This window comes from Streptomyces tamarix, from assembly GCF_032423885.1.
GTDB classification, from domain to species: Bacteria; Actinomycetota; Actinomycetes; order Streptomycetales; family Streptomycetaceae; genus Streptomyces; species Streptomyces tamarix.
Genome location: NZ_JAWCTQ010000001.1, coordinates 283,706 through 299,040, shown reverse-complemented (window position 1 = coordinate 299,040; position 15,335 = coordinate 283,706). Strand labels below are relative to the sequence as shown.

15 protein-coding genes are annotated in these 15,335 nt (G+C 74.5%); 4 read left to right on the top strand and 11 right to left on the bottom strand.

Features of this window, described 5'->3' with window-relative positions; all coding sequences use genetic code 11:
* Positions 1-74: 74 nt before the first annotated feature.
* Together RND61_RS01290 and RND61_RS01285 are read left to right on the top strand one after the other, a co-directional pair.
* Entirely contained in the window at positions 75-1,043 is a 969-nt protein-coding gene (locus RND61_RS01290) for a zinc-binding dehydrogenase (protein WP_315875719.1), read from the top strand.
* A gap of 105 nt (positions 1,044-1,148) precedes the next feature.
* On the top strand, positions 1,149-2,627 hold the full coding sequence (locus RND61_RS01285) for a glycoside hydrolase family 5 protein (RefSeq protein WP_315875718.1): 1,479 nt from the start codon (positions 1,149-1,151) through the stop codon (positions 2,625-2,627).
* Between the two features lie 10 nt (positions 2,628-2,637).
* On the opposite strand, the gene RND61_RS01280 is transcribed toward RND61_RS01285, so the two are convergent.
* On the bottom strand, positions 2,638-3,537 hold the full coding sequence (locus RND61_RS01280) for a PadR family transcriptional regulator (RefSeq protein WP_315875717.1): 900 nt from the start codon (positions 3,535-3,537) through the stop codon (positions 2,638-2,640).
* A gap of 1 nt (position 3,538) precedes the next feature.
* On the bottom strand, positions 3,539-3,763 hold the full coding sequence (locus RND61_RS01275) for a hypothetical protein (RefSeq protein ID WP_315875716.1): 225 nt from the start codon (positions 3,761-3,763) through the stop codon (positions 3,539-3,541).
* Between the two features lie 145 nt (positions 3,764-3,908).
* Between RND61_RS01275 and RND61_RS01270 the strand changes: the two genes are divergently transcribed.
* The gene (locus RND61_RS01270; protein WP_315875715.1) at positions 3,909-4,730 is read left to right on the top strand and encodes a hypothetical protein; all 822 of its coding nucleotides are present in this window, start codon (positions 3,909-3,911) and stop codon (positions 4,728-4,730) included.
* 3 nt (positions 4,731-4,733) lie between these two features.
* On the opposite strand, the gene RND61_RS01265 is transcribed toward RND61_RS01270, so the two are convergent.
* From RND61_RS01265 to RND61_RS01240, 6 genes are all read right to left on the bottom strand, one after another.
* Positions 4,734-4,913: a DUF6104 family protein gene (locus tag RND61_RS01265; protein WP_003992906.1), complete on the bottom strand. Its 180-nt coding sequence runs from the start codon at positions 4,911-4,913 to the stop codon at positions 4,734-4,736.
* Positions 4,914-5,041: 128 nt separating this feature from the next.
* Positions 5,042-8,878: a multifunctional oxoglutarate decarboxylase/oxoglutarate dehydrogenase thiamine pyrophosphate-binding subunit/dihydrolipoyllysine-residue succinyltransferase subunit gene (locus tag RND61_RS01260; protein ID WP_315875713.1), complete on the bottom strand. Its 3,837-nt coding sequence runs from the start codon at positions 8,876-8,878 to the stop codon at positions 5,042-5,044.
* 291 nt (positions 8,879-9,169) lie between these two features.
* Entirely contained in the window at positions 9,170-10,243 is a 1,074-nt protein-coding gene (locus RND61_RS01255) for a HAMP domain-containing sensor histidine kinase (RefSeq protein WP_315875876.1), read from the bottom strand.
* Between the two features lie 152 nt (positions 10,244-10,395).
* Positions 10,396-11,133: a response regulator transcription factor gene (locus tag RND61_RS01250; RefSeq protein WP_315875712.1), complete on the bottom strand. Its 738-nt coding sequence runs from the start codon at positions 11,131-11,133 to the stop codon at positions 10,396-10,398.
* Positions 11,134-11,214: 81 nt separating this feature from the next.
* On the bottom strand, positions 11,215-11,886 hold the full coding sequence (locus tag RND61_RS01245; RefSeq protein ID WP_315875711.1) for a spermidine synthase: 672 nt from the start codon (positions 11,884-11,886) through the stop codon (positions 11,215-11,217).
* 54 nt (positions 11,887-11,940) lie between these two features.
* The gene (locus RND61_RS01240; protein WP_315875710.1) at positions 11,941-12,594 is read right to left on the bottom strand and encodes a GNAT family N-acetyltransferase; all 654 of its coding nucleotides are present in this window, start codon (positions 12,592-12,594) and stop codon (positions 11,941-11,943) included.
* A gap of 111 nt (positions 12,595-12,705) precedes the next feature.
* Here RND61_RS01240 and RND61_RS01235 point away from each other — a divergent pair, with 111 nt between their 5' ends.
* Entirely contained in the window at positions 12,706-13,269 is a 564-nt protein-coding gene (locus RND61_RS01235; RefSeq protein ID WP_315875709.1) for a hypothetical protein, read from the top strand.
* On the opposite strand, the gene RND61_RS01230 is transcribed toward RND61_RS01235, so the two are convergent.
* From RND61_RS01230 to RND61_RS01220, 3 genes are all read right to left on the bottom strand, one after another.
* The gene (locus RND61_RS01230) at positions 13,253-13,756 is read right to left on the bottom strand and encodes a YfbM family protein (protein ID WP_315875708.1); all 504 of its coding nucleotides are present in this window, start codon (positions 13,754-13,756) and stop codon (positions 13,253-13,255) included. The two genes, RND61_RS01235 and RND61_RS01230, sit on opposite strands and share 17 nt — an antisense overlap.
* Before the next feature lie 181 nt (positions 13,757-13,937).
* On the bottom strand, positions 13,938-14,339 hold the full coding sequence (locus RND61_RS01225; RefSeq protein WP_315875707.1) for a hypothetical protein: 402 nt from the start codon (positions 14,337-14,339) through the stop codon (positions 13,938-13,940).
* Positions 14,340-14,386: 47 nt separating this feature from the next.
* Positions 14,387-14,710 (bottom strand): hypothetical protein, encoded by a 324-nt coding sequence (locus RND61_RS01220; protein ID WP_315875706.1) that lies wholly within the window; start codon positions 14,708-14,710, stop codon positions 14,387-14,389.
* Between the last annotated feature and the right edge of the window lie 625 nt (positions 14,711-15,335).

Genomic DNA, 15,335 nt, shown 5'->3' with positions numbered 1-15,335 from the left:
GAAGCGGGTGGAGGGACGCGTGTCACACGGGGGCGTGGTTCCGTCGCGTACCGTGCGCCCCTAGTCTCAGGGCCATGTTCGCTGCCTATGCCGCACGTATCGACCGCGATCAGCCCCTCAACGGCCTTGAGCTGGGCGACCGCCCTGAGCCCGAGGCACGGCCGGGCTGGACCACCGTCACCGTCAAGGCCGCCTCCCTCAACCACCACGACCTGTGGTCCCTGCGCGGGGTCGGCCTGCCCGAGGACAAGCTGCCGATGATCCTCGGCTGCGACGCCGCCGGTGTCGACGAGGACGGCAACGAGGTCGTCATCCACTCCGTCATCGGCCAGACCGGACACGGGGTCGGCCCCCGTGAGCCCCGCTCCATCCTGACCGAGCGCTACCAGGGCACGTTCGCCGAGCGGGTCGCCGTGCCCGTGTGGAACGTGCTGCCCAAGCCCCGGGAGCTGAGCTTCGAGGAGGCCGCCTGCCTCCCCACCGCCTGGCTCACCGCGTACCGGATGCTGTTCACCAACGCCGGGGTCCGCCCCGGCGACTCCGTGCTCGTCCAGGGCGCGGGCGGCGGCGTCGCGACCGCCGCGATCGTGCTGGGGAAGGCCGCCGGGCTGCGGGTCTTCGCCACCAGCCGCGACGAGGCCAAGCGCAAGCGCGCCGTCGACCTGGGCGCCGTCGACGCGTTCGAGTCGGGCGCGCGGCTGCCGCAGCGGGTGGACGCCGTCATCGAGACGGTCGGCGCCGCCACCTGGTCCCACTCGGTCAAGTCCCTGAAGCCGGGCGGCACCCTGGTCATCTCCGGCGCGACGAGCGGCGACCGGCCCTCGCACGCCGAGCTGACCCGGATCTTCTTCCTGGAGCTGAAGGTGGTCGGCTCGACGATGGGCTCCAAGGAGGAGCTGGAGGACCTGCTGTCCTTCTGCGCCGCGACCGGGGTCCGGCCGGTGATCGACGAGGTGCTGCCGCTGGACCGGGCGCGGGAGGGCTTCGCCAAGATGGAGTCCGGCGACCTGTTCGGGAAGGTCGTGCTGACGCCGGCTTCCTGACGCCCTTGTCCTGACGCGCCCTTGAGGGTCCGTCAGGTCTGCTGGTGGGATCTCCGGCATCGCGTCGCGTACGAGCGTCACGTCACGCCATGCCGGAGGTTCACCATGCGTACCACCGTCAGCGCCGTCGCCCTCGCCGTCCTGCTCGCCGGGGCCTGCCCCGCGGCCGGGGCGGCCCCCGCACCCCCCGGAGCGCCCGCCGGATCGCCCGGAGCCCCCGCCGGGGCCCTCCCCGCGTCCGCCGGGCCTGCCGCGTCCCCGGCCGCGCCCGCCGGAGCCCCCGCCGCGTCCGGCGTCCCCGCCCTCACCGACGACCGCGGCCGCGTCCTCACCCTGCGCGGCTGGAACGTCGAGGACAAGGCCCACCGCGGCGACGCCGCCCTGTCCGCCATCACCGAGCGCCACTTCCGCGACCTCGCCGCGCACGGTTTCGACTTCGCCCGCCTCCTGGTCTTCTGGGACGACCTGGAGCCGGTCCGCGGCCGGTACAGCGAGGCGTACCTGCGGAAGATCGAGCGCGTCCTGGACTGGGCCCGCGCGTACCGCGTCCACGTCGTCATCGACGCCCACCAGGACGTCTTCGGCCCGGCCTTCGGCCACCGCGGCGTACCGGAGTGGGCGACCCGCACCGACGGGCTGCCGTTCACGCCGCACCCCGACGACTGGTTCGCCGAGTACTTCGAACCGGCCGTGCAGCGGGCGTTCACCCACCTCTACGAGGACGAGGACCTGCGCGCGGCACAGGCCGCGATGTGGCGGGTCCTCGCCGACCGGTTCGGGGACCACCCGGCGGTCCTCGGGTACGACCTGATCAACGAGCCGATGGGGGAGCGGCGCGACGGCGAGGACCTCGCCGCGGCGGCCCGCCGCATCGAGGCCGAGCAGCTGACGCCGATGTACCGGCGGCTCGCGGCGGCCGTGCGCTCCGCGGACCGGGACGGCTGGCTGTTCGTCGAACCGACGCCGATCGTCGGCGAGGGCGTGCCGACCGGGCTCGGCCGGATCGACGACCCGAAGGTCGTGTACGCCCCGCACTTCTACAACACGGCGATGGAGGCGGGCGCCGACTACGATCCGGCGGCCGGCTGGATCGAGGCGTACGAGGCGGCGGTCGTGGAGTACGCCCGGACGCACCGGGTGCCGGTCGTCGTGGGGGAGTGGGGCCCGCTCGACAACTCCCTGCCGAACACGGGGCGCTTCTACCGCGACGCGCTCGCCTCGCTGAACCGCTACGCCTCCGGCTGGGCGGGCTACGTGTGGTGCTACGGCGGCGGATACTGCGCCCTGGACGCGGAGGGCCGCTTCCGCCCCCACAAGGGCCTGACGGCCGCGCCGTACGCCACGGCGGTGGCGGGAGCGGTGCGCGGGGAGGCCCACGCCCCGGACGCGTACCGCGTCACGTACACCGCCCGTCCCGGCACCACGGAGCTGTCCCTCCCGCCCTCCCCGCGCGGCTGGCGCGTCGAGGCCGAGGGCCGCGCCCGGCCCCGCCCGGCGCGGGTGCCGGCGAGCGGGCGGGCGGCGCGGGTGGAGGTACGGGCGGTCCCGGGCGCGACGGTCACCCTCCACGTCACCCGGCGCTGAGGCACGGGCCTCAACCGCCCCGCCGGTCCCCGTCCGGGCGGAGCAGGGAAGTGATGCGGGACGACGCCGCCGCCAGGTGGCGGCGGGCCTCCGATACCTGCTCGGACGTGACGCCGTGGTCGCGGGCGGCGTCCCGGACCTCGTCGCGGAAGCGGTCGAGCAGCCGCTCCAGGTCCCGGGCCGGATCGCCGGAGGTCCCGGTCTCCGCGCCCCGGTCCGGGGCGGGTCCGGGGCCGGTCTGTGCGTACGGGGGGCAGGAGCCGCCCGCAGGGCCGCCGAAGAGGCCGCCCAGGCGGCCCGTCAGGTCCGCCAGCCCCTCCCGCACCCCGGGGGGCCAGTCGCCCTGCGCCAGGTGCTCCTGGGCCTGCCGGACGACCTTCCGCACCTCCTGGCCGGCCAGGTCCCGGGCCTCCTCGGCCTGGCGGCGCGCCTTCCGCGCCTCCTCGCGGGCGCGGCGCGCCTCGTCCTTGGCCCGCCGGGCCTGCTCGCGCCACTCCTGCCCGGCCCGCCGCAACTCCTCCTTCGCGGCGCGCCACGCCTCCCAGTCCGGCCCGCCGCCCGGCCGGCCCGCCGCGCCCCGCGCTTCGTCGAGGGCCTCGGCGGCCAGCTCGGACACCGACTCGCGGATCTCCTGCTCCAGGTCGGCCAGCTCGCCCCTGCGCGCCGCCAGCTCCGCACGGCCGGCGTCGGTGATCGCGTAGACCTTGCGACCGCCCTCCGTCGTGTGCCGGACCAGCCCCTCGGCCTCCAGCTTGGCGAGCCTCGGGTAGACGGTGCCCGCGGAGGGCGCGTACCGGCCCTGGAAGCGCTCCTCCAGGAGCCGGATCACCTCGTAGCCGTGGCGGGGGGCCTCGTCGAGCAGCTTCAGCAGGTACAGCCGCAGACGGCCGTGGGCGAACACGGGGGGCATGTCACCGCGCCCTTCCGCAGGAGCCGTCCCCGGCCGCGCCGGCCCCGGGGACGCCCACGGCACTCGCCCCGGCCGCGCCGGCCCGGCCGTCCCGGTACGCGGCGGCCGGCGTCCCGCCGTGCCGGCCGGCGGCCGGGCGCGGGCCGTCCGCCCCGCGCCCGCCGAGCGCGGTCGCGGGGGCGTCGGGGGCGCGCCCCGCCGACCCGGTGACGGACCACTCCGGCATGGTGCTGCCCTCCTCGGCTCCCCGGCCCGGCGCTCCCGCCCCGCCAGGACACGGCATATCGCGTCTGCGTTTCCCTGCACGATATATCGCGGATGAGGCAAGTCAAGACCGTCATCAACGGACAAATTGCCCTAGCGTATGGCTCATGGACGCGACATCGAGCGGCGCGCTGCTGCTCTGCCGGGCCGCACCCGACGCGGTCGCCGCCCCGGCCCGCCTGCTGCGCGAGCACGTGGTCCTGGCCCCGGCGGGCGCGGGCTGGAGCACCCTCGTCCCCGAGGGCCGCCCCTGGCTCGACGGCTCCGAACCGGTCGAACGGATCGCCACCGGCTGGGCCACCGCCCTCGCCGTCGGCGCGCCCTGGCCGGTCGTCGCCCTGTGGTGGGACGGCGAACGGGCCGGCCACACCCTCGCGTACGGGTTCCGCAGGCCCGTCGACTACACCTGGCTCGCGGACGGCACCCCCGTCGGCGAGGACGAGGCCATGATCACTTTCGCCGAGCGCCTCGGCCTCGACCCGGTCCTCGACGTGCAGGACCTCCAGGCCCTCACCCGCCCCGACCCGGACGCCGACGCCCGCGCCCGCCTCCTCGGCCTCGTCGCCGTGCTCGCCCGCCTCGGACTGGAGCCGCCGCCCGGCGTGCAGCCCGGCGAAACCACCCCGCGCCTGCGCGCCGCCGCCCGGGCCCGCCCCGGCGCGCGCGACATCGAGGGCCACGGCTGGCGCGACGCCGTGCGCGCCGAACTGAGCGCCGCCGACCAGGGCGGGCTCGGCCCCCTGGCCCGCGTGCCGCGTGCCGTCGCCGGCGTCCAGCTCGCCGTCGGCCTGCCGCTCCTCGCCTGGGCCCTCGCCCGGCGCACCCCCAGCCCCGGCTGGGCGGCCACCGGGGCGCTGCTCGCCCTCCAGGGCGCGCTGGGCCTCGCCTGCGGCCGGACGCGCGCCCGGGAGCGGTGCCCCGCGCCGTAGCGGCTACTCGTCGTCCTCGTCGTCCAGCCGCGCCAGCCACGTCGCCAGCCGCTCGACCGGCACCTCGAAGTCCGGGTTCAGGTCCACGAACGTCCGCAGCTGCTCGGCGAGCCACTCGAAGGTGACCTCCTCCTCGCCACGCCGCTTCTCCAGCTCCTCGATGCCGCGATCGGTGAAGTACAAGACACGTCTCCTGAATCCTGCCGGGGCGCTCCCCGGGTAGTCCCTCCCAGGGTAGGGCGGCCGGCGCGCCGGAGGGCCCGGCACCCCCTCGGGTGCCGGGCCCTCCCACTCGCGCGTACGGTCGCCGGTCAGGCCTCGAAGACCTCGTTGACCAGCTGCGCCTGCTCGGCCTGGTGGCGCTTGGCCGAACCGACCGCCGGGGACGAGCTGTGCGGCCGCGAGATGCGGCGCAGGCGCTCGCCCTGCGGGATGTCCGCGCCGACCGCCAGGTCCAGGTGGTCGATCAGGTTCAGCGCGATGAACGGCCACGCGCCCTGGTTCGCCGGCTCCTCCTGCGCCCAGATGTACTTCTCGGCGTTCGGGTACTTGGCGATCTCGGCCTGGAGCTGGGCGCCCGGCAGCGGGTACAGCCGCTCCAGGCGGATGATCGCCGTGTCCGTGACCCCGCGCTTCTGCCGCTCGGCCTCCAGGTCGTAGTAGACCTTGCCGGAGCAGAAGACGACCTTGCGGACGGCGGACGGCTCCGCCGACGCGTCGCCGATGACCGGGCGGAACGCGCCGGTCGTGAACTCCTCCACCTTCGACGCGGCGGCCTTCAGGCGCAGCATCGACTTCGGCGTGAAGACGACCAGCGGCTTGTGGTGCGGGTTGTGCACCTGCCACCGCAGGAGGTGGAAGTAGTTCGACGGGAGCGTCGGCATGGCGACCGTCATGTTGTTCTGCGCGCACAGCTGGAGGAAGCGCTCCGGGCGGGCGGACGAGTGGTCCGGGCCCTGGCCCTCGTAGCCGTGGGGCAGCAGCAGCGTGACGCCGGAGGTCTGGCCCCACTTCTGCTCGGCGGAGGAGATGAACTCGTCGACGACGGTCTGCGCGCCGTTGACGAAGTCGCCGAACTGGGCCTCCCACATGACCAGCGCGTCCGGGCGGGCCAGCGAGTAGCCGTACTCGAAGCCCATCGCCGCGTACTCGCTGAGCAGCGAGTCGTAGATGTTGTACCGGGCCTGGTCCTCGGACAGGTAGAGCAGCGGGGTGTAGTCCTCGTTGGTCTCCTGGTCCACCAGCACCGCGTGGCGCTGGCCGAACGTGCCGCGGCGGGAGTCCTGGCCGGCGAGCCGGACCGGGACGCCCTCCATCAGCAGCGAGCCGATGGCGAGGGTCTCGCCCATGCCCCAGTCGATCGTGCCGTCCTCGATGGACGCCGCGCGGCGCTGGAGCTGCGGCATCAGACGCGGGTGCACCGTGATGTGGTCGGGGATGTTGACCTGCGACTCGGCGATCCGCTTGATGACCTCCTGCGGGACGGCCGTGTTCACGTCCTCCGCCGGGAAGCCCGCCTGCGGGTCGACGCCGGGCACCGGGCTGGGCTGAGCCGTGGCCTCGCGGACCTCGGTGAAGACCTTCTCCAGCTGGCCCTGGAAGTCCTGGAGCGCCTGCTCCGCCTCCTCCAGGGTGATGTCGCCGCGGCCGATCAGCGACTCGGTGTACAGCTTGCGCACCGAGCGCTTCTTGTCGATCAGCGAGACCATCGCCGGGTTGGTGAACTGCGGGTTGTCGCCCTCGTTGTGACCGCGGCGGCGGTAGCAGATGAGGTCGATCACGACGTCCTTGTTGAACGTCTGGCGGAACTCGAAGGCGAGCCGCGCCACGCGGACGCACGCCTCCGGGTCGTCGCCGTTCACGTGGAAGATCGGCGCCTCGATCATGCGGGCCACGTCCGTGGCGTACATCGAGGAGCGCGAGGACTCCGGGGCGGCGGTGAAGCCGACCTGGTTGTTGATGACGATGTGGACCGTGCCGCCCGTGCGGTAGCCGCGCAGCTGCGACATGTTCAGCGTCTCGGCGACGACGCCCTGGCCGGCGAAGGCCGCGTCGCCGTGCAGGGCGACGGGCAGGACGGTGAAGTCCGTGCCGGCCTTGCCGATGATGTCCTGCTTGGCGCGGACGACACCCTCCAGGACCGGGTCGACGGCCTCCAGGTGGGACGGGTTCGCGACCAGGCTGACCTTGATCTGCTCGCCGTCGAGGCCGGTGAAGGTCCCCTCGGCGCCCAGGTGGTACTTGACGTCGCCGGAGCCGTGCATCGACTTCGGGTCGAGGTTGCCCTCGAACTCGCGGAAGATCTGCGCGTACGACTTGCCGACAATGTTCGCCAGGACGTTCAGGCGGCCGCGGTGGGCCATGCCGATGACGACCTCGTCGAGGCGGGACTCGGCGGCCGAGTCGATCACCGCGTCGAGCAGCGGGATGACGGACTCGCCGCCCTCCAGGCTGAACCGCTTCTGACCGACGTACTTCGTCTGCAGGAAGGTCTCGAACGCCTCCGCCGCGTTCAGCCGGCGCAGGATGCGCAGCTGCTCCTCGCGCTCCGGCTTGGAGTGCGGGCGCTCGACGCGGTCCTGGATCCACTTGCGCTGCTTCGGGTCCTGGATGTGCATGAACTCGATGCCGGTGGTGCGGCAGTACGAGTCGCGCAGGACGCCGAGGATGTCGCGCAGCTTCATCATCGACTTGCCGCCGAAGCCGCCGACCGCGAACTCGCGCTCCAGGTCCCACAGGGTGAGGCCGTGCTCGGTGATGTCCAGGTCGGGGTGCTTGCGCTGGCGGTACTCCAGCGGGTCGGTGTCGGCCATGACGTGGCCGCGGACCCGGTAGGAGTGGATCAGCTCGAAGACGCGCGCGGCCTTGGTGACGTCGTCGTCGTGCGACGCGTCGATGTCCTTGAGCCAGCGGACCGGCTCGTAGGGGATGCGCAGCGACTTGAAGACGTCGTCGTAGAAGCCGTCCTCGCCGAGGAGGAGGTTCGCGACGATCCGCAGGAACTCGCCGGACGCGGCGCCCTGGATGACGCGGTGGTCGTACGTCGAGGTGAGGGTCATCACCTTGGAGATGCCCAGCTTGTTCAGGGTGTCCTGCGACGTGCCCTGGAACTCGGCCGGGTAGTCCATCGAGCCGACACCCATGATCACCGACTGGCCGGGCATGAGGCGCGGCACGGAGTGGACCGTGCCGAGGCCGCCCGGGTTGGTCAGGGAGACCGTGACGCCGGTGAAGTCGTCCATCGTGAGCTTGTTCGCGCGGGCGCGGCGGACGATGTCCTCGTACGCCTGCCAGAACTCGAAGAAGCCCAGCGTCTCGGCCTTCTTGATGGCGGCGACGACGAGCTGGCGGTCGCCGTTCGGCTTCACCAGGTCGATGGCGAGGCCGAGGTTGACGTGCTCCGGCTTCACCAGGGTCGGCTTGCCGTCCTTGATCTGGTACGACCAGTTCATGGAGGGCATCGCCTTGATGGCCTGCACCATCGCGTAGCCGATGATGTGCGTGAAGGAGATCTTCCCGCCGCGGGCCCGCTTCAGGTGGTTGTTGATGACGATGCGGTTGTCGAACAGCAGCTTCACCGGGACGGCGCGGACCGAGGTGGCGGTCGGCATCTCCAGCGAGGCGTCCATGTTCTTCGCGACGGCGCCGGCCGGGCCGCGCAGCGTCACGAACTCCGGACCGGCCGGGGCCTCGGCCGCCGGGGCGGACTTGGCGGCGGGCTTCGCGGCGGCCGGCTTGGCGGCGGGGGCCGCCTTCGCCGGGGCGGCGGGGGCCTGCGCGGGAGCGGCGGCGGGCTGCGCGGGGGCGGCGGGCGCGGCGGCCTGCTGGGCGGGCGCGGTCTGGGCCGGGGCGGCGGGGGCCTGTGCGGTGGGCGCCTCCGCGGCCGGGGCCGGCTGCGTCACGGTGCCCGCGGCCCCCGAGGCCGCGGGAGCCTCGCCTGCGGGCTTGTCCGCCGAGCCGGAGGCACCCGGCTTGTAGTCGGCGAAGAAGTCCCACCAGGCGCGGTCGACCGAGTTGGGGTCCTGGAGGTACTGCTGGTAGATCTCGTCGACGAGCCACTCATTGGCGCCGAAGGCGGCCGCGGGGCTCTGGCCCCGGCCGTCTTGGTCGGACGAGATGCTCGAGTTACTGGGGGACTGAGACGACACGGCGGCAACCGCCCTCTTCCGCTTCACAAGGTGATGGACAGCGGAAATAAAGGCTACGCCTCTACGAGCGGAAGGTGCAGGCCGGGCGTGCCATCGTCGCGTACATCACATCGAACGGTGGGTTTCACGGCGAGAAACGACGGGAAACAAGCGTGGTTCGGCGGTGAACGGGTAGCCGTGGGCTGAGCTGCGGCTTCCGCACTCCGCACCCCTGAGCGGCTCCGCCCCACGTCCGGACGGGTACGCCGTACACATACACGGACCCCGGGCGGTTCCGGTTCGAACCCTATGTCAACCGCGCTGCTGCGGAATCCCCGGAAGGGTGACGAGGATGCGGCAGCCCCGCGCGGATTCGGCCACGCCTATCCGGCCGCCGTGGAGGTCCACGGCCCAGCGGGCGATGGCCAGGCCCAGCCCCGTGCCGCCGTCGCTGCCCGGTCCGTGCGGCGCGGGGACGCGGCCCCGGTTGAACCGCTCGAAGACCTTGTGCCGCTCCGACTCGGGGATGCCGGGGCCCTCGTCCACGACCTCCAGGACCAGCGACTCCGGGAACGGGCCGCGCCGGGCCCGTACCGTGACGCGGCCGTGCGGCGGCGAGTGCTTCACGGCGTTGTCGACGAGGTTCGCCACCACCTGGTGGAGCCGCTCCACGTCCGCGTGCGCGGTCAGTTCGGGCGGCGACACGTCCAGGTGCAGGTGCACGTCCGTACGCGTGTGGGGGCCCGACCCGGAGCCGACGGGGCGCCGGGAGGCGGCCAGGCCGGCCTCCTTCAGGACGCCCGACAGGTACGGCCACACCTCGAAGCGGCGCGACCGCAGCGGTACGACGCCGTTGTCCAGCCGCGACAGGTCGAGCAGCGTCTCCACCAGGCGGCCCAGCCGCTCGGTCTGGGCCAGCGCCGTGCGCATCGTCTCCGGGTCGGCGGCCGAGACGCCGTCCACGACGTTCTCCAGGACGGCCCGGAGCGCCGCGATCGGGGTGCGCAGCTCGTGGGAGACGTTGGCGACCAGCTCCTTGCGGTTCCGGTCGACGGCCTCCAGGTCGTCCGCCATGCGGTTGATCGTGGAGGCGAGATCGCCGAGCTCGTCGCGGCGGTCGGCGCCGCGGACGCGGCGGGTGTAGTCGCCGTGCGAGATGCCCTTCGCGACCTTGTTCATCTCGTCGAGCGGGGCGGTGAGGCCGTGCGCGACGAACTGGGTGAGCAGCAGGGTCGCGATCACGGAGAAGACCGTGATGAACCGGAGTTCGGTCTCCGTCCGCAGGGCGACCAGGAGCAGTCCGGTGGTGATGAAGACGGAGACGACGACGAGGGTGCCGAGCTTCGTCTTGATCGAGATGGTGACGGAGCGGAGCCTTCCGCGCAGGCCGCGTCTCCGGCGGCCCGCGCCGTCCCCCGCGGCCCGGCGCCCGTGGCCCGCCGCCGGGCACGGGCGGTCGGGCCGCCCGCCGCCCGCCGCCTCGGCGTCGCCGTGGCCCGCCCCGCGGGTGCCGTCGCGGGTCCCGGAGCGCCCGCGGCTCACGGCGCCGGGGTCTCCAGGGCGTACCCCACACCGTGCACGGTACGGATCCGCTCGGCGCCGATCTTCCGGCGCAGCGCCTTGATGTGGCTGTCCACGGTCCGCGTGCCCGAGGCGTCGGCCCAGTCCCACACCTCGGCGAGCAACTGTTCGCGGGAGAGCACCGCGCGCGGCGTGTTGGCCAGGCAGACGAGCAGGTCGAACTCGGTCGGCGTCAGGTGCACGTCGTCGTTCCGGACGCGGACGCGGCGCTGCGCGTGGTCGATCTCCAGTTCGCCGAGGCGCAGGATGCCGCTGCGGGGCGTGACCGCCGCCAGAGCGGCCCGCTCGACGCGCCGCAGCAGCACGTGGACCCGGGCCACCAGCTCCCGCATCGAGAACGGCTTGGTCATGTAGTCGTCGGCGCCGACGCCGAGCCCGACGAGCATGTCCGTCTCGTCGTCCCGCGCGGTGAGCATCAGGACCGGCACCGGCCGCTGCGCCTGGACGCGGCGGCAGACCTCCAGCCCGTCGAAGCCCGGCAGCATGACGTCCAGGACCATCAGGTCCGGCTGCCACGCCTCCGCGGCGTCGACCGCCGCGGGTCCGTCCGACGCGGTCTGCACGAGGAACCCCTCGGCCCGCAGGCGCGCGGAGACGGCCTCCACGATGGTCGTGTCGTCCTCGACGACCAGGACCCGGCGCTGGGTACCCGGCGTGACCGCGTTGCCGGTGTGGCTGGTGTGTGCGTGCTCCATGCCCCGCCCCTGTCGCGTCCTGCGCGAGCTGTAGTTCCGTGCGTTTCCGCCAACAACATAAAGGCAGGAACGGGGTCGCGGCTACGCGGGGCGAACCCCGAGGTGGACCACGTCCGGTACGCCCCGGGCAACGGGGACCTCTTCCGACCGTACCCCGCTGAATCCGGCATTCCGCAAGGTCTCTTCGAAATCGGCGGACGGCCGGGCCGACCAAACGGCCAGTACGCCACCGGGGTTGAGGCGGCGCGCGCAGGCCGCCAGGCCGGACGGCGAGTACAGGCCGTCGTTGCCTTCCGTGACCGTCCAGTCCGGTCCGTTGTCGATGTCGAGGCAGAGCGCGTCGTACGTGTCGGTGACGTCCGGGTCGTGGACGTACGCGACGAGGTCGGCGTGGACCAGGGCGGTGCGCGGGTCGGCGAGGGCGGGGCCGGAGAGGGCGGCGAGGGGGCCCTCGCGGTGCCAGTCGATGATGGCCCGCTCGCGTTCGACGACGGCGATGCGGCCCCAGGCGGGGTCGGCCGCGGCGTGGGCGAGCGAGAAGCCGACGCCGAGCCCGCCGATGAGGACGGAGGGGCGGGCGGGCCGGGTGTCCCCGAGGGCGCGCAGGGCGGCGTCGACGAGGAGCCGCTCGGAGCGGCCGTCGGAGGTGTCCATGAGGAAGGTGCCGTTGGCGATGATCTCGAAGTGGTCGTCGCGCCGCCGCAGCACGACTTCACCGTACGGGCCTTCACGTCGGTCGAGCGTCACGGGCATGCGCCCCACCTTATGCAAGGCGGGTGCGGGGCGGCGCCGTTCGGGACCTGACGGTCAGTCGGCGCCGTCCGTTCCGCCGTCGCGCACGACCCCGGTGAGCGGGCCCTGGTACCGCCACCCCAGCGACGTGTAGAGGGCGCGTCCCTGGACGGTGGCGCCCAGGACGCCGGTGGTGGCCCCGGCCTCGGCGGCGGCGTTGTGGAGGAGGCGCATGACGGTGCCGCCGAGGCCGCGCCGCCGGTGGGCCTCGTACGTCTCGATCTGGTCGAACACGGCCGTGCGGCCCGTGGGGGCCACCTGGCCGCGCGCGGCGAGCGAGCCGTCCCCGGCGAGGACGCGCAGGAGGTGGACGCCCTCGTGGACCTCGGTGTGCAGGGCGTACCCGGCGGGCAGCGCCGGGGCGGGGGCGGGGCGCAGGTCGGTGTACATCATGAAGCCCGGGTCGTCGGGGACGGTCCAGCCGGGGGTGATCCAGCCCTCGACGTCCTCGGGCTCGGCGAGGACCTTCAGCCAGGCGTACGGCTGCGTCACGGTCTCGCAGAGCTTGCGGACGGTCGGCTCGTCGGGCTCGGGCACGACGTGCCGGAAGACGTGGCGGCCCAGGCCCACGTCGATGCGGTAGCCCCACGGCTCCTCGGCGGGCGGCGGGGTGCCGCGGGAGACGGCCCAGCCCCGGACCCACGCCGCTGTAATATCTGCATTGCGCATGGGGCCATTACACACGAACGGGTGGGGCGACGCCACGGTGTAACAAATGGTGCGACTCGGGTGACTCTCTGTTTCGGTGGCGAGGGGGGCGTACGAAGGGAGAACCCGATCATGAGAAACCCCACAACCGGTGGCGGCCCGTCGCGCCGCGTGGCCGCGTCCGCGGCGGTCGGCGCGCTGGGCCTCGGCCTGGCCGTGCCCCTCGCCCTGGCCGCACCGGCCGCCGCCGCGGCCAAGGGCGGCACGGCCGCCCGCCTCGGCGGCATCGTCGTCTACGACGCGAACCCCGGGGTCGAGAACGACGTGACCGTCGGCGTCCTCCTCGGCGAGCTGGCGATCCAGGACGAGACCGGGGTCGCGGCGGGGCCCGGGTGCCTCCGGCGCAGCGACGTCCTCGTCACCTGCGGGCCGGCCGCCGGGGTCGCCCGGGTCGTCGTCCAGACGCGGGACCTGGACGACCGGGTGTACGTCGCGGCGCCGTTCGACGCGGCCGTCGACCCCGGGGCCGGCGCCGACGACGTCACCACGCACGGCGGCGGCGACCGGATCACCCTCAGCGACGGCGCGCCCGGCGACCGCGTCGCCTCCTGCGGTACGGGCGCGGACGCCGTCGAGGCGGACGCGGGCGACACGGTCCCGGCGAGCTGCGAGGAGCGGCTCAGTCCAGCCACATGAGCACGGCGTCCCCGTCGCGGGCGGCGGCGCCGAAGAACGGGACCAGCGCCTCGTAGTAGGCCGTCACGTACTCCAGGGACTCCCCCCGCTCCCAGACGACCACCGGGTACACGTCCGCCCGCGCCAGGTCCTCGGGCCCGACCCCCTCGACGAGTCGCTCGACGGGGGTGCCCCGCAGCGCCTCGGCGGCGGCCCGGACCCGCTCGGGCGTCAGGTAGCGCGGCGGGGTGTACCCCCAGTCCTCGGCGTCCGGTATCGCGTCCTCCCCGAAGACGACGTCGACGGGGAAGCCGATCCGCGACAGCAGGAAGTCCAGCGCGTGCCACGCCTTGTCGGTGTCGAGGCACCGGGCCTCCGCGTCACCGCCCCCGCCGCCCAGCTCGGCCTCGACCAGCTCGTCCACCCGCTCCTGCGCCCACTGCGGATCCCCCAGCGCCCGCTCGAACTCGTCGGCGGTCAGCCTCACGTACTCTCCGATCATGCTCATGAGCGGATCGTAGGCGCCGCCACTGACAGCGCCGCCGGGTGCGAAGGGCCCCGGCCGCCCGGCGATCACTCCGGGCGGAGCCGTTTCCCCGGAGGACCCGGCGGGGGCCGGGCGCCGGGCGGGTCGGCGCCGGGGGCCCGGCGCACGGGCCGCCGCGGGGGTCAGGGCCGCGCGCGGTCCATCAACCGGGCGAGGGGAGTCGCAGGAGCCGCTCCAGGCGCGAGCCGCCGCCGGTCGCCGGGCACGTGCCGCGCGCCCGCGGGGGCGCGCGGACCGGCCACGGCTCCACGGTGGGGGTGACCAGGACCCCCGCTCCGGCCAGGTGGTGCCCGCCGCGGCGGCGAAGGGCGTCGACGTCACGGAGAACGGGTACGCGGCCGGGGCGGCGGGGGAGGCAGGTCGGCGGTGCCGGCAGCCCGCCGAGGACCCGCCCCGGGACGGTCCCGGCCGACAGGGTGACCGCGCACCTGCCGAGGGCGCGGGCCCGGGCCGCCCCGGTGAAGCCGAGCCGGATGCCGGTGAGTACCTGAGGCACCATCAGCGCGGCGCCCGCGTCCCGCACCGCGCGGGCCAGGATCGGCACCGGCGCGTTCGGCGCGCGCCCGCACGCCGGGGAGGGGGCGGTGAACGTCAGGACGCCCAGGAGGTGGGCGCTGCGGTAGCCGCGTACGCCGCCCGGGCGCGCCCCGCGGGCAGCAGGGCGTAGTACGGGATGCGGGCGCCGACGGCCGGCTCCGTCCGCGCGTCGTCGGTGCGCAGGTCCGCCCGCAGGGCGGGGATGCCGACGTACACGGTCGCGCTGCCGACGTTCGCCGTGAGCCCGCCGGTCGGCAGCGTCAGCGGCAGGTCGCGCCGCCCGCGCGAGGACGCCCGGCCGCCCGGGGAGCGGCGTCCCCGTCCGGCCCGGCGGGCGCGCCGGTCCGGCGGACGCGCCCCGCGCGCGACGACCTCCACAGGACCGGGTTTCGCAGCAGCTCGCTCCGGGCGCGCCGCACGCGTGAGGCCACCCGCTGGACGGTGTCCTCACAGAGGTCGCGGAGCCGCGCGCCCCGCGCGCGTGAGGCCACCCGCCCGGACGTACCCGCACTTGGGGCAGTCGGGGAGGGCGTCCCGCGCGTGAGGCCGTCCGTCCGGCGCTGCTCTGGAACGTGCACGCGAACGCCACCGTGCTCCGCGTACCACCGCGACCGGCCTCGTCGACACCGCCGTTGGGGCCGTTCGCACCGGCCGTGGCGAACGCCGTGCGAGAGCACGGTACGGCGCCGCCCGCGGTCCCGCCGGTGGACGGCCGAGCGGTCGGCGGATCGTCCGGAGCCCCGCTCCCCCTGGCCGTTTCCGACCCGGAACCGCCTGCGCGCGGGCGGGCCTTCACCGCCCCGCCGCGAACTCCCGCGCGGGCGAGGGCGGTGCTCCGCGACCCGCGGGAGCCGGCCGGCGACCGGGTGTCGCTCCCGTACGGACCAGCGGGCCGGCGGGTTGACGGCCGGGTGACGGCCTGCCGGGTGACGGCCCGACAGGCCGGTGGGCCGACGGACCGGTGGGGTGGATGTGGTGGGGGCCGGTGATCGCTCAGAGCGAA